This is a genomic window from Pseudomonas sp. JV414 (genome assembly GCF_032424305.1).
Lineage (GTDB): Bacteria > Pseudomonadota > Gammaproteobacteria > Pseudomonadales > Pseudomonadaceae > Aquipseudomonas > Aquipseudomonas lini.
Genome location: NZ_VYKC01000001.1, coordinates 62,091 through 84,321, shown reverse-complemented (window position 1 = coordinate 84,321; position 22,231 = coordinate 62,091). Strand labels below are relative to the sequence as shown.

At 57.2% G+C, this 22,231-nt stretch carries 18 protein-coding genes; 11 read left to right on the top strand and 7 right to left on the bottom strand.

Annotated elements, in window-relative coordinates:
• Positions 1–30 precede the first annotated feature (30 nt).
• The 3 genes from F6R97_RS00395 to F6R97_RS00385 are packed head-to-tail and all read right to left on the bottom strand — an operon-like array spanning position 31 to position 3,335.
• Positions 31–996 carry an HlyD family secretion protein gene (locus F6R97_RS00395; RefSeq protein WP_048393500.1) on the bottom strand — a complete coding sequence of 322 codons (966 nt, stop codon included), beginning with the start codon at positions 994–996 and terminating at the stop codon, positions 31–33.
• Positions 997–1,000: 4 nt separating this feature from the next.
• On the bottom strand, positions 1,001–1,201 hold the full coding sequence (locus F6R97_RS00390) for a DUF1656 domain-containing protein (protein WP_038983381.1): 201 nt from the start codon (positions 1,199–1,201) through the stop codon (positions 1,001–1,003).
• Complete coding sequence (locus F6R97_RS00385) at positions 1,191–3,335, bottom strand: FUSC family protein (RefSeq protein WP_315865807.1); 2,145 nt, start codon at positions 3,333–3,335, stop codon at positions 1,191–1,193. The genes F6R97_RS00390 and F6R97_RS00385 overlap by 11 nt, the downstream gene beginning before the upstream one ends.
• Before the next feature lie 176 nt (positions 3,336–3,511).
• Here F6R97_RS00385 and F6R97_RS00380 point away from each other — a divergent pair, with 176 nt between their 5' ends.
• The 6 genes from F6R97_RS00380 to F6R97_RS00355 all read left to right on the top strand — a co-directional run bounded on the left by F6R97_RS00380 (position 3,512) and on the right by F6R97_RS00355 (position 11,062).
• On the top strand, positions 3,512–4,567 hold the full coding sequence (locus tag F6R97_RS00380; protein ID WP_038983383.1) for a tetratricopeptide repeat protein: 1,056 nt from the start codon (positions 3,512–3,514) through the stop codon (positions 4,565–4,567).
• A 186-nt stretch (positions 4,568–4,753) separates the two neighbouring features.
• On the top strand, positions 4,754–6,256 hold the full coding sequence (locus tag F6R97_RS00375) for an ATPase domain-containing protein (RefSeq protein WP_315865806.1): 1,503 nt from the start codon (positions 4,754–4,756) through the stop codon (positions 6,254–6,256).
• Between the two features lie 5 nt (positions 6,257–6,261).
• Entirely contained in the window at positions 6,262–7,923 is a 1,662-nt protein-coding gene (locus tag F6R97_RS00370) for an ATP-binding protein (RefSeq protein ID WP_408003893.1), read from the top strand.
• A gap of 207 nt (positions 7,924–8,130) precedes the next feature.
• Positions 8,131–9,087 carry a halovibrin HvnA gene (locus F6R97_RS00365; RefSeq protein WP_315865805.1) on the top strand — a complete coding sequence of 319 codons (957 nt, stop codon included), beginning with the start codon at positions 8,131–8,133 and terminating at the stop codon, positions 9,085–9,087.
• 53 nt (positions 9,088–9,140) lie between these two features.
• Positions 9,141–10,094 (top strand): halovibrin HvnA, encoded by a 954-nt coding sequence (locus F6R97_RS00360; RefSeq protein ID WP_315865804.1) that lies wholly within the window; start codon positions 9,141–9,143, stop codon positions 10,092–10,094.
• A gap of 53 nt (positions 10,095–10,147) precedes the next feature.
• Positions 10,148–11,062, top strand: coding sequence for a hypothetical protein (locus tag F6R97_RS00355; RefSeq protein ID WP_038983387.1), 915 nt, complete (start codon positions 10,148–10,150; stop codon positions 11,060–11,062).
• A gap of 13 nt (positions 11,063–11,075) precedes the next feature.
• Here F6R97_RS00355 and F6R97_RS00350 read toward each other — a convergent pair whose 3' ends face one another.
• The 4 genes from F6R97_RS00350 to F6R97_RS00335 form a co-directional block, all read right to left on the bottom strand.
• Positions 11,076–11,453 carry a response regulator gene (locus F6R97_RS00350; protein ID WP_038983388.1) on the bottom strand — a complete coding sequence of 126 codons (378 nt, stop codon included), beginning with the start codon at positions 11,451–11,453 and terminating at the stop codon, positions 11,076–11,078.
• A 44-nt stretch (positions 11,454–11,497) separates the two neighbouring features.
• Positions 11,498–12,712, bottom strand: a complete 1,215-nt coding sequence (locus F6R97_RS00345) for a hybrid sensor histidine kinase/response regulator (RefSeq protein WP_315865803.1) — start codon at positions 12,710–12,712, stop codon at positions 11,498–11,500.
• A gap of 76 nt (positions 12,713–12,788) precedes the next feature.
• Positions 12,789–13,604, bottom strand: coding sequence for a CheR family methyltransferase (locus F6R97_RS00340; protein ID WP_038983390.1), 816 nt, complete (start codon positions 13,602–13,604; stop codon positions 12,789–12,791).
• Positions 13,604–17,095 carry a response regulator gene (locus F6R97_RS00335; protein WP_315865802.1) on the bottom strand — a complete coding sequence of 1,164 codons (3,492 nt, stop codon included), beginning with the start codon at positions 17,093–17,095 and terminating at the stop codon, positions 13,604–13,606. The genes F6R97_RS00340 and F6R97_RS00335 overlap by 1 nt, the downstream gene beginning before the upstream one ends.
• A gap of 260 nt (positions 17,096–17,355) precedes the next feature.
• Here F6R97_RS00335 and F6R97_RS00330 point away from each other — a divergent pair, with 260 nt between their 5' ends.
• The 5 genes from F6R97_RS00330 (at position 17,356) to F6R97_RS00310 (ending at position 22,194) form a co-directional block, all read left to right on the top strand.
• Positions 17,356–17,721 (top strand): response regulator, encoded by a 366-nt coding sequence (locus F6R97_RS00330; protein WP_315865801.1) that lies wholly within the window; start codon positions 17,356–17,358, stop codon positions 17,719–17,721.
• A gap of 56 nt (positions 17,722–17,777) precedes the next feature.
• A complete protein-coding gene (locus F6R97_RS00325) occupies positions 17,778–19,070 on the top strand; it encodes a glycosyltransferase (RefSeq protein ID WP_315865800.1) in 1,293 nt (430 codons plus the stop codon).
• A 184-nt stretch (positions 19,071–19,254) separates the two neighbouring features.
• Positions 19,255–20,127 carry a phospholipase gene (locus F6R97_RS00320; RefSeq protein ID WP_315865799.1) on the top strand — a complete coding sequence of 291 codons (873 nt, stop codon included), beginning with the start codon at positions 19,255–19,257 and terminating at the stop codon, positions 20,125–20,127.
• A gap of 200 nt (positions 20,128–20,327) precedes the next feature.
• The gene (locus F6R97_RS00315; protein ID WP_315865798.1) at positions 20,328–21,209 is read left to right on the top strand and encodes a phospholipase; all 882 of its coding nucleotides are present in this window, start codon (positions 20,328–20,330) and stop codon (positions 21,207–21,209) included.
• Between the two features lie 79 nt (positions 21,210–21,288).
• Complete coding sequence (locus F6R97_RS00310) at positions 21,289–22,194, top strand: AraC family transcriptional regulator (RefSeq protein ID WP_038983396.1); 906 nt, start codon at positions 21,289–21,291, stop codon at positions 22,192–22,194.
• Positions 22,195–22,231: the final 37 nt, after the last annotated feature.

The window sequence follows — 22,231 nt, the reverse complement described above, 5'->3', positions numbered from 1 at the left end:
ATTCGCGAGCAAGCCCGCTCCCACAGGGGGTTAGTGGGTTGCTTTGCTATCGCCGTTTTCCATGATGGTCACGGTAGCCGTGGTCCCGGCACGCAGGCGGTTTTTAGCGACATAGTCAGCATCGATCTGAATCCGCACAGGCACCCGTTGCGCCAGCTTCACCCAGGTGTAACTGGGGTTGATGTTGGCCAGCAGGCGACTGCCGGGGGAGTTCTCGCGATCGGCGATAGCAAAAGCGATGCTTTGCACGGTGCCGCCGAAGGTCTCGCCACTCATCAACTCGACCCTGACCCGGTCGCCCTCCTCGATTCGTGGCAGCTTTGTTTCTTCAAAGTAGCCGCTGACATAAAACGAGTCGCTGTCCACCAGCGCCAGCAACGCCCCTCCGGCAGTGGCGTAATCGCCCTGACGAGTCAGCAGGTTGGTCACGTAACCGCTGACTGGCGCTGCGACCCGCGTGCGCTGCAAGTCCAGTTCGGCTTGGGTCAATGCCGCGATCGCCAGTTGCACGTTGGCTTGGGCCAGGCCCAGATTGGCCTGATTGCGCAACAGTTCCGCCTGCGCCACAGCCACTTCGGTACTGGATTTCTCCCATTCTTCGCCGGAGATCGCGAAACCCTGTTTGAGGGTTCGACGGCGACGCTCTTCGCTCTGGCGCTGCCTGAGCAGCGCTTCACTGGAGACAATCGTCGCTTCAGATTGGCCCAGTGTGGCTTTTGCGACTTCCACCGCGCGCTTGGCATGCTCCACTGCCAGCGTATAACGAGCCGGGTCGATCTCCAGCAGCAACTGGCCTTTCGTAACATGCTGGTTGTCTTGAACACTCAGGCTGACGATGCGCCCCGAGACATCGGCGGACAACGTCACCACATCGGCGCGAACCCGCGCGTCCCGAGTCCAGGGCGCGCGGGTGTAATGTTCCCAGGCGAACCAGCCAAGCACGAAGGCCAGCAATACCACTGCCACAGTCACGAGTCGGGCGAGGATCTTCTTCAAGGCATCAAGCTCCCATCACCAGAATCAGCGTCGCGCAAACGCAGGCATACAGCGCGCCTTCGAACAAGGCCTCATGCCAGACAAAACGCAGCACGCCAAAGCGGCGCAAGATCCAGTCCAGCAGCAGGAAAATCGGCAGGGCCAGCAGTAACGCCTGGGCAATCGGCGGCAAGTAGACACCACCCAATTCAAAATCAATGGGCAAGGGCTGGCTCTCCTTCCCTTTGGACGGGTTGAAAGTATTGGCGATGTCGCTCCAGAAACGACACCACGATCAACAACGCCACGCGCATTCTGAACACCGACCACAGGTGTTCATGAACGTCTAAATGCAAGCCGTCCATTTCATCGCCCAAGACACGCAAGTTTCCGAGCAGCTGCTCAAGGTCAATCCCGGGCCGCCCGGCGATCAATCGGCCTGTCTCACGCACGGCAGCCAGCAAACGGTTTTGCTGGTCTGTACTCAGCAACGTGTTGCTTTGCCCCTGTTGCCTGAGCTGGTTCAAGGCCACACCCAGCGCCATGCACCCAAGGCTGACTTCGAACAGCTCGCTGGAGTGCTTGTCGTTGGTAGCCGGCAATAATCCCAACATCATGGTCAGGCGATCGACCATACGGCTTTCAAACGCAAATTGTTGTTCATCGGTGGCCGGCGTCTTCAGCAAAGCGTAGACCTGCTCGCAGTTTTCATTGAACAACCGGCGTATCCGCAAAACGGGTCTGAACGGGAAGATCAAGGCGTAGACACTGAGCGCCAGCGCGGAGGCGCTGATGTATGCACCGGCAAACTCGAACCACTGAACGGCACTGTTTTGGCCGATTTCTGTGTTTTGCGGACCCAGCAACAGAATGGTCGTCAGTCCAAGACCAATGCCTGTACCAGTGGTTGACGGACTGGCCAGCCCCACCGCGACGGCATACAGCAATGGGGCAAGCAACAAGGCGAGTAACTCGAAGTCACTGATCATCGGTATCAGCATGAACAGATAGAGCGCCGACACCACCAAAGCTAGCCCCTGCCCCCTGGCAAAGCTTTGCGCGGCTAGCAACGGCCGCGGAAAAGTCGCCATCAGCGAACAGAGAATCCCCACCACAATCATCCCGCCACGGGCTCCGTCCCAAGCGGTCTCGATCCAGATCAGGCCGGCCACAACCAGCGCGGTAAAAGCCCGGATTGCATTCATTACCGCCAAGGTGAAGTCCAGATGCAGCGGATTTTCCTGGCCACGGAACACGCAACTGGCTTCACGCCCTTCCTGAATCGCGTCGCTCAGTTCCAGAATCTGCCCCAGTTGCTCCAGCATCCGTGCCTGCTCCCAGCGCAGTGCCCAGGCCAATGAACGCAGCGTGGCAGGCATCGTCTCGGTGAGTTGTTCGGCGTAGGCCTGGTCCTCGAAACGCTGTTGCAGCGCGGCGAAATGGTGCCGCTCCTCGGTCGACAGTGAACGACCTTGCAGGGCCAGTTCATCGAGAAACGCCAGTTCTTCGGCGCGCAAACGCTGTATCTCTTCCGGCAATGCTCCTTCCCACCGTTCGGTGAGCAGTAGTCGCTGGTGACGCAGGGCCGTCAACCGCGAAGTCAGCAGCACCAGCTGATTGCCAAGCAACTGCACCAGACTATTGGCGCTGCGCAACCGTGGCGCATCGTAATATAAATGCCGACGTACCCCCTCCAGAGCACTGATTGCGCCGAGCAGTTGCATTTGCCGCCGATGGAAATCGGCCTCGCTTTCTTCGGTTCGGATAACGGAAGCAGCGTGGGTCGCGAGCAGCTTGATGACCTGATCGATCTTGGCGAAGTAATCCCGCGCCACAGCTTCCGGCCGCGCCGTGAGAAGGCTGACCACGCACACGCAAGCCACGGCCAAAAGCGTCTCGGTCACACGAGTGACGGCCAGCAGGAACGTGCCTTCCTGATCGGGCACCGCCAGCAGCGCCACGACCACCGCCGTATACCCGCTCAGAACAAATGCCTGGGAACTGGTGTAGCGCAACAACGTGCCGCCGGCGGTACAGAATGCCAACCACAAGGCCAGGGTGAGGATGAAAGGCAGGGGCGCCTGGGGAAAGATCGCCATGATCAACACCGCCACGACTGCTCCGAACGTGGTGCCGATGACCTGGCCGAAACTTCGGGCCAGGGCCATGCCGCCCAATGGCTGGCTGACGATGACCACCGCCATGATCGACCACTTGGGCTGTTCAAGGTCGAACAGGAAGGCCAGATACAATGTCAGCAGCCCGGCCACAATGGTCCTCAGGGCGAACAGCAGTACCTCTCGTCCGGGGTTGAGTATCGCCTTGAAATATTGAAGCAGTGGTTGCATGGGAGCGCTCATTGAGTCATCTCCAGCAAGCGTAGTCATTGCTTCAGTGCCTCGGCAGGTTTCGGTGTCGACAAAACCTGTAGGCAAATTCGCCGACGACTACCTGCTGAATCAAGCTTGGGTTTGACTCACGGCCCGGCCTGACCGAAGCTGGTGGCTTTGCAAAAGCCCAGCTCCCGGATTCCTGCATGCCTCAGTCCCGCCGCTACTTGCTCATCAGCCTCTGCGTATTGTTTGCCCTCGCCCTCGCCTGGTTTTTCCTGCGTAGCACGACGCCTGTGGTGCCGGCGGCGATCAAGCATGGCTACAGCGAAGCACTGGCCCAGGCACGCGCGGGTCAACCGGGCGCAGCGCGGGTGCTTTATCAGCAATTGGGCCGCCCTGACCTGTCGGCCAAGCGCCGTGTCTGGCTGCATGCCGAACTGCCCAACTACCCAAGCCCGCAAGCCCTGAAACTGGCGGATGCGGACCTGCAACATCCCTCGGCGGATGTGCGCATCGCAGCGATCAAAAGCATCAGCGGGCTGGTACCCAGTGGGCAGCGCAGTCTGTTGCTGGGACCTTTGCTCGATGACAGCGACCCAAGCGTCCGGTTTGCGGCGGTCAATGCCTTATTGGGTCTGACGCCGGATGAACTGGGGTTGTACTTCGGCCCCTTGGAGCAAGCCATCGATGCCTGGGAGCAGCGCCTAAAGCGTCAGCCGGAAAGCGCTGACACCCAGTACCAACTGGCGCGCCTACACTTGCACAATGCCGAGCTGAAGGATGCGCAGCAGGCCTTGGAGCGCACGTTGCAACTGGCGCCCGGCAACCTGCCGGCACTGGTGATGCAGATCGAAGTGCTGGATAAACAGGGCCAAAGCGATGCCGCAAGGCAATTGTTGGCGAAACAGTTAAAGGCCCAGCCTGACTCGGCCTACCTGCAACATGCGCTGGGGCTCTGGTTGCTGCATCACGGGCAAAGTGAGTTCGCCCTGCTCGGGCTGTCCAAAGCCGTGGAGCTTGAGCCGGACAACAAGGATTACCGCTACGACCTGGCCACCACGCTACACAGTGAGCAAGAATTGGAAGCTGCGCAGAACCAGCTACAGGAAATCGTCCAGCGCCACCCGGCCGATCGCAAGGCGCGCGTGCTGCTGATCAACTACTGGAAGGAAAGCGGACAGTTGCAGAACGTGCAGATCCTGTTGGCACAGCTGGAGCAGCTCAATCCCGACGATCCGGCGTTGCAGCAAGGGCTTTAATCAAGATCAAAAGATCGCAGCCTTCGGCAGCTCCTACAGGCTGCGATCTTTGCTTTTTTGTACAAGAACCACACACAAACACAAAAGGTTGAACCGCCGTCTCGGCGAAAGGTCAAGTGATCAGGCAGTCTATTTCGGCGCTTCCAGCCTGCTGCCTCGCTTCCCCTAGTCATGAGAGGGCATTTCTTGTCTATATCTAACGAGTTGATCAGTGCAAAAGCTGCCACCGGTATTGAAGGTCTGGATGACATCCTGGCCGGTGGATTGTCTCGCGGCCATGTGTTCTTGCTGGAGGGTGAACCCGGAACCGGCAAAACCACCGTCGCTTTGCATTTTCTGTTGGCTGGCGCCCGTGCCGGCGAGCGCTCGTTGTACATCACCTTGTCTGAAACCGAGCGCGAGCTGCGTCAGGGGGCGTTGTCCCACGGCTGGGGGCTGGATGAGAACATCCACATCTTCGAGCTGACGCCACCAGAAAGCCTGCTCAATGCCGAGCATCAACAGAGCCTGCTGTATTCCTCGGACCTGGAGCTGGGCGAAGCCACCAAACAGATTTTCGAAGCGGTCGAACGGGTCAAGCCGACCCGCGTCGTGGTCGACAGCCTGTCCGAAATCCGCCTGTTGGCCCAAAGCTCTTTACGCTACCGCCGGCAGATTCTGGCCATCAAGCATTACTTCGTACGCTACGAAGCCACGGTGCTGCTGCTGGATGATCTGACCACCGAAGCCCTCGACAAAACCGTGCACAGTGTGGCCCACGGGGTGATTCGTCTCGAAGAATTGACGCCCAACTACGGCGCCGAACGCCGGCGCATCCGCGTGGTGAAGTATCGCGGTCAGAAGTATCGTGGCGGTTTCCATGACTTCACCCTCATGGGTGACGGCGTGCATGTCTTCCCGCGCCTGGTGGCGGCCGAACATCGCGGGCGTTATATCCGCCAGCAGTTGACCAGTGGCATCCCGGAAATGGATGCCCTGCTCGGTGGCGGTATCGAGACGGGCTCCAGCACCCTGATCCTCGGCCCGGCGGGTACCGGCAAATCACTAATCTCGATGGTCTTCGCCGCTGCGGCGGTGGCCCGTGGCGAAAAGGCTGCATTGTTCATCTTCGATGAAGAGCTGGGGCTGCTGTTCGAGCGGATGAAAAACATCGGCATCGACCTGAAGGCCCTGGAAGAAACCGGCAACCTGATGATCGAGCAAGTGGACGCCGCCGAATTGTCCCCCGGCGAATTTTCCTACCGGGTTCGTCGTTGTGTCGATGAGGGCAATATCAAAACCGTGGTGATCGACAGTATCAACGGCTATCAGGCGGCAATGCCCGAAGAAAATGCCCTGGTGCTGCACATGCATGAGTTGCTGCTGTACCTCAATCGCCAAGGCGCCGCGACGTTCATGACTGTCGCTCAACATGGGCTGGTGGGTGACATGCAGGCCCCCGTCGACATTACCTATCTGGCCGACACCGTCATTCTGTTGCGCTACTTCGAAGCCCTGGGCAAGGTTCGCCGGGCGATCTCGATCATCAAGAAACGCACCGGCAGCCACGAATCGACCATCCGCGAGTACCGCATCAGCAGCCAGGGCATGACCATCGGTGAACCACTGGATGCATTCCAGGGTGTATTGCGTGGCGTGCCCACTTACCTGGGCGCGAGCAAGCCGCTGCTTGAGGAAGATGCCCAGTGACGGCCATGGAGGCAATGTCCGAGCGTGCGATCATTCTTGCACCGTTGGGACGTGACAGTCAGATCGCACTGATGATGCTCAACGAGGCAGGGTTCGACGGGGTCATCACCCGGGATCTGGGCGCGTTGTGCAATGAACTGTCGCTGGGTGCCGGCCTGTTGGTGATTGCTTCCGAGGCCTTATTGGGCGCTGACCTTGAACCACTGCTGGGTCTGATCGAGCAGCAACCGGCGTGGTCGGATCTGCCGATCGTACTGCTGACCCACCACGGTGGCCCGGAGCAGAACCCTGCGTCGCGACTCGGTTCGCAGTTGGGCAACGTGACCTTTCTCGAGCGGCCGTTTCATCCGGTCACGCTGATCAGCCTGGTCACCACGGCATTGCGCGGGCGACGACGGCAGTATGAAGCCAGGGACCGGTTGATTGATCTGAGCCAAAGCGAACTGCGTCTGCAAAACACCCTGGAAACCCTCGAGCAACAGGTCGAGGAACGCACCGCGCAATTGCGCCACAACGAAGAAGTACTCAGACAATCACAGAAAATGGAAGCGGTCGGCCAACTCACCGGCGGTATTGCCCACGACTTCAACAACATGCTGACCGGCATCATCGGCAGCCTGGAGCTGCTGCGTCGACGCCTGGCGCGAGGACGCACCGAGGATCTGGACAGTCTGATCGATCTTGGGGTGACCTCAGCCAACCGCGCGGCGGGCCTGACGCATCGTTTGCTGGCATTCTCCCGACGCCAGTCGCTGGATTCAAAACCCGTGCAGATGAACACGCTGGTGGTGTCCATGGATGAACTGTTACAGCGCAGCATCAACGAAAGCATTCACCTGGAAATGCAGCTGGATGAGCAACTGTGGGTGGCCGAGGCGGACCCCAACCAACTCGAAAGCGCCCTGCTCAACCTGGTGCTCAACGCCCGGGATGCCATGCCCGACGGCGGAAAGCTGCTGGTCAAAACCTCCAATCAACATCTGGATACGGGCTTTACCGAGGCACACAACAATCTGCAACCGGGCGATTACATCGTCCTGAGTGTCACCGATACCGGTTGCGGCATGCCGCAAAGCACCATCAACCGGGCCTTTGATCCGTTCTTCACGACCAAACCCATCGGCCAGGGCACGGGCCTGGGCTTGTCGATGATTTACGGTTTCAGCAAACAGTCTGGCGGCCACGTCAGCATTCAAAGTGAAGTCGGAAAAGGCACCACGGTCAGTCTGTTTTTGCCGCGTTTCAGCGGCGAACTGCTCCAGGACACCCAAGTCGATGCCCAACACGCTCCTTACGCCCGGGACGGCGAAACCGTGCTGATCGTCGAAGACGATCCCGCCGTGCGAGTCCTGGTCAGCGCTGTTTTGAGTGAATTGGGCTACGCCTTAGTTGAAGCGGGCGATGCCGACAGCGCCGTGCCGATTCTCGACTCCGGTCAGCGAATCGACCTGTTGATCAGCGACGTGGGACTGCCGGGCATGAACGGCCGGCAACTGGCGGAAATCGGTCGGCAGTACCGGCCTGATCTCAAAGTGTTGTTCATCACCGGGTATGCTGAACACGCCGCCGTGCGCGGTGGCTTTCTTGATCCCGGCATGCAGATGATCACCAAGCCGTTCACCTTCGATTTATTGACGGCGAAGGTGCGGGAGATGATTCGGGTCTAAGACGCTATCCGGACAATCACACCTTGATCGCACGGCACAGCCGCTCAGCTTAGACCCCGATTTGAAGCCTGTCAGCTGTCAACTCTGATAGCTATTCAGTGCCGTTCTTCCTTGATTAACTCTCCTCTGAAGTCCGCAGCACGACCTCTGGTGGGTTGCTCTGCGCTCGCCTGCCACGCGCAGGTCACATCAAGGGATGGACAGGCAATGAAGGAAATCATCGCACTGATGTTTTTGGTTGTTCTGGCGGGCTGTCAGGTTCGCGAACAACAACAACAACAACAACAACAACAACAACAACAACAACCGGCCCCAACGGAACAGGCACCCATGGCGGTGCAAGCTGAGTCCGGTATCGCCAGCACAACCAACAGCGCAACGCAGAGTGGCGCAACGGTCGCGGCCAATCTGACCACGCAATACAACGACACTCGCCCCGATTGCGGCAAACCCTCAATGCCGGCCTTCCTCTGCCGGGGCGTGACGATGAGGTCTACGGTGCCGTCGAACGCCTACTCAAGCTGGAACCCCAGCCCCCACTCGCAAACCAGTGGAGGGGTATCTTTTTCGTATTTGAGCAAAGATGCCAAATTCACTGGCCTGGTGTTCGGGCAAAAAAACGGCTTCATCTTCTACCCGGTGCTGGCAAAACCGGCGAGTGCGCGGCAGATTGAAGTGCTGTGTTCATACCCGATGGATGGCGCAACTACACTGAGACTGGCGCCCGGCTGCGGTGCGCACCCCTACTCTCCCGACCGTAGCCGACGCTGCCAGACCATCGGAGTGACGACCGCCGAACAATGGCTCACAAACCGCATCTCTATTTCGGACATGTGCAGCTTCGACGTTCGCGATTCAATGAACCATTTGGGGGCAGACTCTTTCTACCAAACCATTCGAGCGCATCAGTTAGGCAATTTCTTTGCCGGACAACATGACTACATCGAATTGATCCTGGCAACATGGCCACAAAATATTCCCAACGAACTCCCCATCCAAGCGTTCTTCTACCTCGACGGCGGCCTGGCCGGCGCGCAGCACGACCAGCGGGACTTCTTCAACAAGACCGGTGGTCGGGTGATGCCCATTATCAAGATCACCTTGCCACGTACCGCTTCGGAAGACGCGCAGTTCATCTACAGCGCGGCGGATCAGGTCAAGTAAAGATCAGAACACCACGCATTGTGTGCAGATCACATTCAAGGGATGGACAGGCAATGAAGGAAGTCATCGCATTAATGTTGATGGTTGTTTTGACGGGCTGTCAGGTTCGCGAACAACAACAACAACAACAACAACAACAACAACAACAACCGGCCCCAACGGAACAGGCACCCATGGCGGTGCAAGCTGAGTCCGGTATCGCCAGCACAGCCAACAGCACGGCGATAAGTGGTGCAGCTGTCGCAGCCAATCTGACCACGCAATACAACGACACACGCCCCGATTGCGGCAAACCCTCAATGCCGGCCTTCCTCTGCCGGGGCGTGACGATGAGGTCTACGGTGGCGTCGAACGACTACTCCAGTTGGAACCCCAGCCCTCACTCGCAAACCAGCGGTGGGGTATCTTTTTCGTATTTGAGCAAAGATGCCAAATTCACTGGCCTGGTGTTCGGGCAAAAAAACGGCTTCATCTTCTACCCGGTGCTGGCAAAACCGGCGGGTACGCGGCAAATCGAAGTGCTGTGCTCATACCCAGTGGATGGTGCAACCCAACTGAGGCTGGCGCCCGGCTGCGGTGCGCACCCCTATTCTCCCGACCGTAGCCGACGCTGCCAGACCATCGGTGTGACGACCGCCGAACAATGGCTCACAAACCGCATCTCTAGTTTGGACATGTGCAGCTTCGACGTTCGCGATTCAATGAACCATTTGGGGGCGGACTCTTTCTACCAAACCATTCGAGCACATCGGTTAGGCAATTTCTTTGCCCAACAACATGCCTACATCGAGCTGATCTTGAAAACTTGGCCACAAAATATTCCCAACGAACTCCCCATCCAAGCGTTCTTCTACCTCGACGGCGGCCTGGCCGGAGCGCAGCACGACCAGCGGGACTTCTTCAACAAGACCGGAGGTCGGGTGATGCCCATTATCAAGATCACCTTGCCACGTACCGCTTCGGAAGACGCGCAGTTCATCTACAGCGCGGCGGACCAGGTCAAATAATGATCAGAACGCCACACATTGTGTGCAGGTCAACTTCAAGGGATGAGCAGCCAATGAGAAATATCTTCGCACTGGTGCTGATGGTTGTTTTGGCCGGCTGTCAGGTTCGCGAGGAACAAAGAGGAACAGGAGGCGCTTCGCCAACCCGCGGCGCTACGGCCAATGGCGCGATGGTTGCGGGTGAACTGACCAGACGCTATCAAGACACCCGTGTCGACTGCGGCCAGGCCACGATGCCGGCGTTTCTGTGCTCAGGCATCGTGCTGCGCTCGACGGTGCCATCCACGCAATACTCAAGCTGGAATCCCAGCCCGCATTCACAACAGAGTGGCGGTGTGTCGTTCTCGTTTCTGCGCAAGGATTCGAAATTCAGGGATCTGGTGTTCGGCCAGATCAACGGGTTTATTTTCTATCCGGTTCTTGCTACCCCGCCTGGCATTCGGCAGATCGAGGTACTGTGCAGCTACCCCATCGACGGCTGGAGTCAGCTTCGAGACAAGCCGGGGTGCGGGGGGCACCCCTACTACCCTTTGGAAAGCCGGCGTTGCCAAACTTTGGGCATCTCGACGGCCGAACAATGGATGGCACATTGGCAACGCGCCCCTGCTCCGTCGAATGCCCCGGCTTATCAATGCAGTTTTGATGTGCGCGACAGCATGAACCACCTGGCGGCCGACTCCTTTTACCAATCCATACGCACGAGGAACATGCTCGGCGCAAGTTGGTTCCCTCAACAAAACGAACTGATCCTGGCGACTTGGTCGCAGAATATCCCTCGAGAATTGCCCATCCAGGCGTTCTTCTATCTCTACACCCCGGGCGGGTTGGCCGGTGCACAACATGACCAGAGGGACTTCTACAATAAAAGTGGGGGGATGGTGGTTCCGATCGTGCAAATGGTACTACCCGCCTCTCCCAGCGAAGAGGCGCTGTTCGCCTACTATCCGGCTGATCAAATCGTTCCCTGACACAGAGGTACGATCAGGACAACATGTCCTGCATGATCTGTTGCAACACATCCAGATCGAACGGCTTGGCCAGGATCGGCGCTTTGCGGGTGATCGGGCTGTCGGTCTCGCGAATTTCCTGCGGATAGCCGCTGATGAAGATGACCTTGAGTTCCGGTCGCAGCTTCACGGCGGGTTCGGCGATCTGCACGCCAGAGATTCCCCCCGGCAAGCGGAAGTCGGTGATCATCATGTCCAGATGCGGTTTGCTCGCCAGAATTTCAAAGGCCTGCTCGCCGTTTTCGGCTTGCAGCACCCGGTAACCCTCGCCCGACAAATAAGCAGACAGCACCATCAAGATCGAAGGGTCATCCTCGACGATCAGTACCACATCTTGTGCATCTTCACTCATGGATAGCCTTTGTTCGGTCAATAGCTGCTGATACGACCGTGCGGTCACTCAGAGGTTGCGTTTATCGGGCTGTTTTCCTGCAGCGGCAGACAAACGCGAAACAAGGCGCCTTCGCCAATCCGGCTCTCGACGGTGATGGAGCCACCATGGGCGGCGACAATCTGCTCCGAAATAAACAGCCCCAGGCCCAGCCCCGCTACGACGGCCTTGGCGCTGACCCGTTCGAACTGCTGAAAAATGCGCTGCTGATTCTCTTCACTGATCCCGATACCGCAATCCTGAACCTCAACCCACGCTTGCCCGTGCTGATTGTACACGCGTACGTCGATCTGGCTCTTGGCGCCATAACGCAGCGCATTGGTCAACAGGTTGGAAATCACCTGTTCAATACGGAACTCGTCCCAATTGCCCACCACGGGCTGCTCGGCCGTCAAGGTAACCGACGACTCCGCAGCCTCGACCTGTGGTGCAAAGTTTTGCAGAAGGTTGTTCACCAGTTGCACCAGGTCAAACCGACTGGGGCGAATCGACAGCTTGCCAGTACGGATCCGCGACACATCGAGCATGTCTTCGATCAGGCGAATCAGGCTTTTGATCTGCCGCTCATCGCGGTCGACCATGGCGTGCATCTTGTCCAGGGTGAAGGCCGCGGCGTTATCCCGAGCCAGGTGCATTTTGCGCAACTGGGTTTCGAGAATCAGGCCGTTGAGCGGCGTACGGACTTCGTGCGCCACGATGGACATGAAGTCATCACGCATGCGCACCGCTTGCTCCAGCTCATTCTGGGTGTTCTGCAACTGCTTGAGCAGCGCCTCTTGCTCCCGGCGACTTTGCTCCAAGGCTTCGACCTGATGCTTCATCGCTTTGCTCTGGCGATACAGGTCGACGAAGACATTGACCTTGCTCTTGACCGCGTGAACATCCAGCGGCTTGTGCAGGAAGTCTACCGCACCGCTTTCGTAGCCCTTGAACGCGTAATTAAGCTCGCGGCCGGCGGCACTGACGAACACAATCGGGATGTTTTTGGTTTTTTCCGTGCCGCGCATCAACTCTGCCAGCTCGAAGCCGTTCATGCCGGGCATCTGCACATCGAGAATGGCCAAGGCGAATTCATGCTGCAACAACAGCGACAGGGCTTCGTCGGCGGACAGGGCCTTGTAGACGATACGATCTTCACGCCTGATCAATGCTTCGAGCGCCAGAAGGTTCTCCGGCAGATCGTCGACGATCAGCAGTTTGGCCTGGACGGTACTTAACATGCGACTCCTTGCAGCTCGACAAGCAGGCGGCCGATGCCGTGAAGATCCAGCCGATGAGTATCCAGCACTGCCCTATTCATGATTTGCGATATATCCGTTCTGATTTGACCAATGCTTCAAACTGATTGCCATAGGCCGAAAAATCCAGGGTTTCCTTACTGCCCAGTGCCAGAAAGCCCCGATGACACAGGGATTCGTGAAACAAGCCAAATGCACGACCCTGTAGTTTTTTATTGAAATAAATCAACACATTACGGCACGAAATCAATTGAGTTTCCGAGAACACGCTGTCGGTGGCCAGGCTGTGATCGGCGAAAGTCACGTTGTCGCACAGGCTCTTGTCGAAAATGGCGTAGCCATAGGCCGCCGTGTAGTAGTCGGCGAATGAACGCTGACCACCAGCCTGCTGGTAGTTGTGAGTGTAGGCCCGAACATTCTCCAGTGAAAAAATCCCCTGCCTGGCTTTATCCAGCGAGCGCGGGTTGATGTCGGTGGCATAGAGAATGGTGCGATCCAGCAGCCCTTCTTCGCGCAGCAGAATCGCCATCGAATAGACCTCTTCGCCGGTGCTGCAACCAGCGATCCAGACCTTGATCGACGGATAAGTCTTGAGCAGGGGCACCACTTCCCGACGTAGCGCCAGGAAATGCGAAGGATCGCGGAACATTTCACTGACCGGAATCGTCAGCAATTGCAGCAGTTGCATGAACGCGGTCGGATCGTGCAGAACCTTCTCTTGCAGCGCCGAGATGGTACTGCACTCGAACTGACTCAACGCGTGATTGACCCGGCGCTTGATCGACGCGACCGAGTAATCGCGAAAATCGTAGCTGTACTTGAGGTAGATCGCCTCAATCAACAGGCGCAATTCGACGTCGGCATTGCGTTCCACTAAATGCGTTCCATCTTGGGTAGCCACACACGGATCAACGAAAACAGGCGATCCAGGTCGATGGGCTTGGCCAGGTAGTCGTTGGCGCCGGCGTGCAAGCAGCGCTCCTGATCGTCCTTCATGGCCTTGGCCGTCACCGCAATGATCGGCAACTTGCGCCAGCGCGGGTCCTTGCGGATTTCGAGGGTGGCTTCGAAACCATCCATCTGCGGCATCATCACGTCCATCAGCACCAGGTCAATGTCCTCGACTTCATTCAATTTCCCGATCGCTTCACGGCCGTTGCGACCAATGACCACGATTGCGCCTTTTTGCTCCAGCGCGCTGGTGAGGGCGAAGATGTTGCGTACATCGTCGTCCACCAGCAGCACTTTACGGCCCTCGAAAACCTTGTCGCGGCTGCGGGCGGTCTTGAGCATCGCCTGGCGCTCATGGGACAAACGGGATTCGACTTTGTGCAGAAAGAGCGTCACTTCGTCCAGCAACCGCTCGGGCGAGCGTGCGCCTTTGATGATGATCGAGCGCGAATACTTGCGCAGCTCGGCCTCTTCGTCCCGAGTCAGATTACGTCCGGTATAGACGATCACCGGCGGGAACGAGCAGATATCCTCGGTGGACATGCGCTTGAGCAAGTCGTTGCCGAGCATGTCCGGCAGCTTCAGGTCGATAATCATGCAGTCGAAAATCGTGCTGCGCAGCAAGTCGAGTGCGTCCTGCGCCAAGCCGACGGCGGTGATTTCGATGTCCTCGTCGCCGATCAGTCGGGCAATGCTGTCGCGTTGCACATCGTCGTCTTCGACCAGCAATACACGTTTGACCTTCTGCGTCAGTTTGGCTTCGAGGCGGGCAAACACGGCCTTGAGTTCCTCACGCGTGGTGGGCTTGACCGCATAACCGATGGCGCCCATGTGCATGGCGGCTTCGACGCGGTCTTCGACCGAAATCACGTGCACCGGGATGTGCCGGGTTTCGGCATGCTCTTTCAAACGCTGCAATACCGTCAGCCCGGAATGATCCGGCAGGCGCATGTCCAACAGAATCGCATCGGGGATGAACTGCCTGGCCAGGTCGTAGCCTTCGTCGGCGCCGTGGGCTACCAGGCACTGATAACCCAGTTCATGGGCCAGGTCGTAGAGGATGTGCGCAAAATTCGGCTCATCTTCCACCACCAGAATGCAGCGAGTGGCGAATGGCGCCTTGTTGCGATCATCGTCGAAACGCGGAATATCGACGGCGGCAATCAGCGGCATTGGCGCAGCAACCATGGCGCTTTTCGGCATGACAACCGGCGTGGCTTTCATGGTCTCGACAGGCGCATCGCCCGGTTCGACGTACTGCTGCGGCAACACCAGGGTGAACACACTGCCTTGCCCAGGCGTACTGGTCACACTGATCGAGCCGCCCAACAAGGTGGCCAGATCACGAGAAATCGACAAGCCCAGGCCGGTGCCGCCGTAACGACGATTGGTGGTGCCATCGGCCTGACGGAAGGCTTCGAAAATGCTCTCCTGCTGATCCGGCGCAATACCGATACCGGAATCGCGGACGATAAAGGCGATGCCATTGTCTGGCTGAGCAGCGACGCTCAGGTTGACCGTGCCCTTTTCGGTGAACTTCACCGCGTTGGACAGCAGGTTCTTGATCACTTGCTCCAGTCGCTGACGGTCAGTGAACAGCATCAGCGGTGCATCGGCCTGCAACTGCACCTGAAAATCCAGTTTTTTGTCCGCAGCCATCGGCTGGAACATGCCTCGCAGGCCTTCCACCAGACGCGCAACATTGGTGTTCTCCGGACGCACCTCAAGCTTGCCGGCCTCGACCTTGGAAATATCGAGAATGTCGTTGATCAGGTTAAGCAAGTCATTGCCGGCGGAATAAATCGAGTCGGCGAACTTGACCTGCTCGGCGCTGAGGTTTTCCTGCGGGTTTTCCGCCAGCAGTTTGGCCAGAATCAACGAACTGTTCAGCGGCGTGCGCAGCTCGTGGGACATGTTGGCGAGGAACTCGGACTTGTACTTGCTTGAGCGCTGCAATTCTTCGGCGCGCGCTTCGAGCTCAACTTGAGCCAGATTCAGTTCGGTGTTCTTCAGGTCCATGGCATCGCGTTGCGCGGCCAGGATCTGCCCCTGCTCGGCGAGTTGTTCGTTGGTTTGCTCCAGCGCTACCTGCTGGGTTTCCAGGTGGCCCTGGGATTCCTTGAGAATCCGCGACTGCTCTTCCAACTCTTCGTTGGCGGTCTTGAGTTCTTCTTGCTGAACTTGCAGCTCTTCGTTGAGTTGCTGGGCTTCGGCCAGCACTTCCTGCAAGCGCTGGCGATAACGAGCGGCCTCGATAGAGGTGCCGATGTTGCCGGCAATCAGCTCGAGCAGTTCGATGTCGCGGTCGGCCAAGGGGCGCAAGAAGCCCAGTTCGATCACGCCGTTGACCCGATCGTCGTCACTGGTCGGCACCACCAGCACGCTATGCGGCAGGCCTTCGCCAAGACCGGAGCTGATTTTGAAGTAATCACTCGGGACGTCGTCGAGACGGATCAAGCGCGCCTGTTGCGCCACCTGGCCGACAATCCCTTCGCCACTGTAGATCTGCTGCTCAAGCGCTTCCTGCTCCCGGGAGAAACCGTAAGACGCGATGCGCTTCAGGCCACCATGGTCCTCACGGACATAGATGGCCGCGACGGCGGTGCCCAGATATTGCGCGCAGAACTGCAGAGTGTTGCGCCCCAACAGATTGAGGGATAGCTGCCCCAAGACTTGCTCGGCCAGTTCGGTCTGGCCATTGCGTAACCAGGCTTGCTGTTCAAGGCGCCGGGCACTGGCCTGTTGCCCCGCGAGGTTGGCGCTATAGCTTTGGGACAGTTTGAGCAAGTCCCGACGGCCAATGTAGGCCAGCAACCCGCTGATACCGGCCACGAACAGCAGATAAAGGGCGATGCTCCAAATCGTGGTTTGGCGCACTTCCTCGTTGCGAGTGGCGCGCAACTGCTGTTCCAGATCGATCACATCTTCGAATTGCTTGCGGATCTCATCGGTCAGACGCTTGCCGCGTCCAGCCTTGACGGCGCCACGGTAGTCACCGCTGGCGCGCTGCAAATCGATCATCGATTGCGCGTAATGGGCCCATTCTGTCTGCAAGGCCTGGAGCCGGCGCAGACGATCAGTCTGGACCGGATTGTCGGCGGTCAATTCGAGCAAGGTAGTGAGAGCGACGGCGATTCTCGGCTTGGCTGTCTCGTAGGGATCAAGGAAATGTTCATCGCCGCTGAGCAGGAACCCGCGCATGCCGGTTTCCAGATCGACGGTCAGCTTTATCGCCTCATTGGCATTATTGATCACCCGGTCGGTGTGCTGGACCCACTGGATCACCGACAACAAGTAGGTGATCAGCGAAACGAAGAACACCGCGCTGATGACGCCAACCCCCAATGGCAGGCTGACGTTGCGGCTCAGGAGTTTACGGAATCGTTGCTCATCAACCGAGGACGCAGAGGTCATGGGGAAGCCTTGTCGTACTGTTGAAAACCATCGAGTCTGCCCCAAAACGGTCGGGCTCATCCATTTTTCTGACATGTTTTGCGGCAAAAACCTGCATTTAGCTGCTCTGGGACAAAGGAGCGGTTATTCTCTGCGGCTCTTGTGCGGCTATTGTTTTTGTAGCGCGTCGGGAGCTTGCCGTGATTCGTCACTGACTCATGCAAGAACCCGGCGGTTTCGATCGTCCGGCAACCGCGAATTCAACCTTTGAGAGCCCTACTATGTCCGCTGACACCTCCACCATTCTAGTCGTCGAAGACGATGCCATCGTGCGCACGCTGATCGTCGATGTGCTGGAGGAGCTCGAATTCAAGGTGCTTGCGGCGGATGGTTGTGAAATGGCGCTGGAATTCATCAACGATGAAGACCAGTACATCGACTTGATGATGACGGATGTGGGGTTGCCGGTCATGGACGGTCGGGAATTGGCGAAGCAGGCGCGAATGCTGCGTCCCGAATTGCCGATTCTGTTCGCCAGCGGCTATGCCGAAAGTATCGAGGTGCCTGACGGCATGCATCTCATTGGCAAGCCGTTTTCCATTGATCAGTTGCGGGACAAGGTCAAAGACATACTCGTCCAGGCCTGACTTTTCTCGCGCCACGATTCTCTCCACTCTCTACCCGCTTCAAGGAATACCCGTCAATGAGTCAGCCCCGCGCAACCAAAGTCCTGGTGATTGGTTACGTCTGGCCCGAGCCCCGCTCTTCTGCGGCCAGTGGGCATGTCATGCAAATTCTCGATACGTTCCTGCAGCAGGGCTGGGACATTACCTTCAGCAGCCCGGCCGGCACCGGTGAACACCGTGCGGACCTGACCGCGTTGGGCATTCGCGAAGTGCCGATCGAGTTGAATAACAGCAGTTTCGACACCTTTGTCAGTGAACTTGCACCGGATATCGTGCTGTTCGACCAGTTCATGATGGAGGAACAGTTCGGCTGGCGAGTAGAGAAACACTGCCCCGACGCCTTGCGCGTGCTGGAGACCTCCGATCTGCAAAGCCTGCGACATGCCCGGCATCAGCGACTCAAGGAGCGCTTGAAGGCCAGCGACGACGCCGATGATTTCAGTGAGTTGTTCGCCCCGGCATTGCAGGAAGAGTTCGAGCTCATGGCCGATACCGATCTGGCAAAACGGGAGATCGCTGCGCTGTATCGCTGCGACTTGAATCTGATGATCTCCGAAGTGGAGATTGAATTGCTGGTCGAGCAGTTCAAACTGCCGCGCAATTTGCTGCACTGGTGTCCGCTGATGGTCGATCCGCCGAGTGCGCCGCCGCCAGCCTTTGAAGACCGTGCGCATTTCCTCAGTATCGGTAACTTCCGCCACGCGCCCAACTGGGACGCCGTGCTCTGGATGAAAACCACGATCTGGCCGCTGATCCGTGCGCAGTTGCCAGAGGCGCAACTGCATATCTATGGCGCCTATACGCCGCCCAAAGCCACCGCCCTGCACAATGCGGCCCAAGGGTTTCATGTGATGAACTGGGCAGAAGATGCCTTGCAAGTCATGTCCGCGGCCCGGGTGTGCCTGGCGCCGTTACGCTTCGGTGCGGGTATCAAAGGCAAGATCGTCGACGCCATGCTGTGCGGCACACCCAATGTCACCACCCCGATTGGCGCAGAAGCGATGCACCGCGAACAGCCGTGGCCGGGCGCCGTGACCCGAACCGCGCGTGAGTTCGCCGATTGCGCGGTTCGTCTTTATAAAGACAAAGACCTCTGGATGAGCGCCCAATCCAATGGGCAGACGCTGTTGGCCGATCGCTATCAGCCGTCGATACATGGCCCCGCTCTGATCGAGAAGTTGTTGTATTGCCAGCAACACCTGGCACAACTTAGACGGGATAACTTTACCGGTAGCATGTTGCGCCATCACCATCACAAAAGCACTCAGTACATGGCGCAGTGGATCGAGGCCAAGAACCGAAATCAATAACCAGGCCTCCAACTTTTACCGCAACTAACAAACAGAAATCCAACACTGTCAAAACACATACCTTGCATTAATCCCGCGATTGGATAATTACACTTTCATCGATATAAATACGAACAAGCCGCCCCCTCAAATACATCAACATTAAAGGGCGGCTTTTCTATCAATCGATGCAAGGATGCATTTAATGAGCAATAGCACTTTAGAAAACTACGCACTCAATAACTGGATGGCCGCCACACCGACCATTGACACTTTATCGCTCTGTGAACTGACTCTGCCGGGCACCCATAACGCGGGCTGCGACTGGAAAGCGTCCTACCCGATAATTCCCGGCGCCCATTGGCTGGCGTGCCAGCATGACTCGTTTTATGCCCAACTGAACAACGGTGCACGTGCGCTCGATGTTCGACTGGATTTCGACTTCGAGGCCACAGCGTTTGGTAAGTTCCGATTTCAGCACAACGGCTACCGCTCTTCCCGCAATTTGCAAATTCTCATCGCCGATATAAATCTCTTCCTTCGAGACAATCCCGACGAGTTTGTGATTCTTGACTTTCACGAACTTAAGAACGGAAAGCAGCCGTTTGACTACAGCCTCTTCAATACCCTGTTCCTAGGGTATTTGGGCAACAGGATTATTCCCGCTGGAAATATGCATCTGCCCCTTGGCGATCTCAAAAAAATCAGTCGTGATCAGAGAGTATTGGTCGCTGCCCCATGGGACATGGCGCTTGATCGAACCTGGTTTTGCAGCAAAATCGAGCACAAATGGAGTGGCATCGGTGATACAAATGTCGATGAACTGGAAAAACACATCATCGAAGTACTGAAAAGCCCTCCAGGCAAATGGGCGCCGTGGTCGCTTTCCGCAACCAGCTACGGCGCTCTCGGCGGCCCCGTAGACATTCATGCTCAACTTGACTCATGGTTTGATCCGGCAAAATCCGACTGGGCGGAAAAGTGCAACATTATCAACGTCGACTTCTTTGAAGAAACGAAGATAGTTTCTTATTGCCGAACCGTAAATCTTAAAAAAGCGAGCAATCGAATCAAATAACCCCTCACGCAACCGCGCCATCAGTTAGCTATATTTGAGGAGATATTTCTATCGCTGGCAATATTGCCAAGCACTCCTATGCTGGTTTATGAACTTGTCTTTATGACAGCCTGACAATCCAGAAGCGGCCCTTCGCCGCCTCTGGTTCACGAACCACTTCGCCCTACGGACGGGGCGAAGTCAACGCACAAGGATGAACCATGACTCACAGTGCAATAGGAACACTTGATAAACAGCGGTGGATGGGCAATGTTCTGGATATTGATCTATTGAAGCTGACCGACATTGTCTGGCCCGGTACGCACAATGCCGGCATGGACAAAAAAGCGCCCAACTATGAAGTGGTGGTCGGCAACTGGACAATCTGCCAGAACGATTCATTTGCCTGGCAACTGGCCAATGGCGCGCGAGCTTTCGATCTACGACTCGGCTACACATTCGGCCCTGTAGAGCCGGTGTTTTACTTTCATCACAATGGGTTTCAATCCCATCGGATCCTCGATGAACTGGTCGATGCGGTATCGAACTTCCTGGATCGAAATCCGGATGAATTCATCGTTCTGGACTTTCATCAACTTGGAATAGCGGGAAAACCCTTCGCCTATCGAAAATTCAACGATGTGCTGGTGCGTCGCCTTGGGCTGCGAATCATCCCGCACAGCGACGCGTTGAAAACCGTGGGTGAACTCAAGCGCACCAGTTCACTGCGCCGCATCGTCATGGCAGCCCAAGGTGCGTCGGGGCTGGACAGCCAATACTTCTGGCCGCGCATACCGCACAAGTGGCTCGACCAGACATTCACTGATACCAGCGAGCTGCGTAGCCATATCGCTACGACCCTTGAAGATGCGCCTTACGAAACATTTCTCTGGTCGCTGTCGGCGACCACCTATTCGCTATTGGGCGGCCCGCAGCACATAAAAAGCCAAATCAATGACTGGTTCAGTACAACGCGCGACTGGGTAACCCGTTGCAGCATCATTAACATCGACTTTTTCGACGAGTGCGAGATTGTCCGTTACTGCTGGAGCGCCTCCAGCATGAAAGCCGTGTATGGCCGTTCGTTGCATGAACGGCCCTGAACGATCAGCGTCGCAGGCTGGCACAGTGAGCCTGGAAAGAGGCATGATCAACGGGCGATAACAATAAAAGTGTCCTGACATGAGCCGACCAGCCAGAGTTACCGATCCTTCCTACGAATTGATGGACGACCATAACGGGTTGTCCATCATCTATCGTCAACACGGCTTCCCCTGCCCTTTGGTGCGCTGGCATTTCCACAAGGAATACGAACTGCACCTGATCGTCGCCAGCTCCGGCAAGGTGTTCATCGGTGACTACATCGGTAATTTCTACCCGGAAACGCTGTTCCTGACCGGCCCCAACCTGCCCCACAACTGGATCAGCCAGGTGGCCGAAGACGAAGTGGTGCCCAAGCGCGACATGCTGGTCAATTTCACTGACGAACTGTTTGAAAGCGGCCATCAGGTTTTCGCCGAGCTCAAGACGCTTGCACCCTTGCTGGAGCGCGCGCAGTACGGCATCGAGTTTCGCTGCAAGCGCACGATCCGCCAGGCCATGACCTTGATGCAGCGCATTGCCGACACCCAAGGCATGACCCGGCTCGGGTACTTTTTCATTCTGCTGGAGTTGCTGGCGGCGTCCGATGACTATCAGTTGCTGTCCGGTGCCACGACGCCGCAACTGGCCGATGAACACAATATCGACCGTACCAACCGGGCGGTGGATTACATCTTTGCCCATTACGCCCGGGACCTGCCGCTGGAAGAAGTCGCCGAGCACTTGGGGCTGACGCCAACCTACTTCAGCCGAGTGTTCAAACAAGCCACCGGGCGCTGCTTTATCGAGTTCGTCAATCGCCTGCGCATCAGCAAATCTTGCGAACTGCTGGCCGATGGCGATAAAACGGTGACCGATGTGTGTTTCGAGTCAGGCTTCAATAATATTTCCAACTTCAACCGACGTTTCCAACAGCTCAAGGGCATGACGCCGTCGCACTACCGGCGGTTGGCGGTGCAACGTTTGACTGAGCAAAACCACGGTTAAAAGCAGGATCAAAAGATCGCAGCCTTCGGCAGCTCCT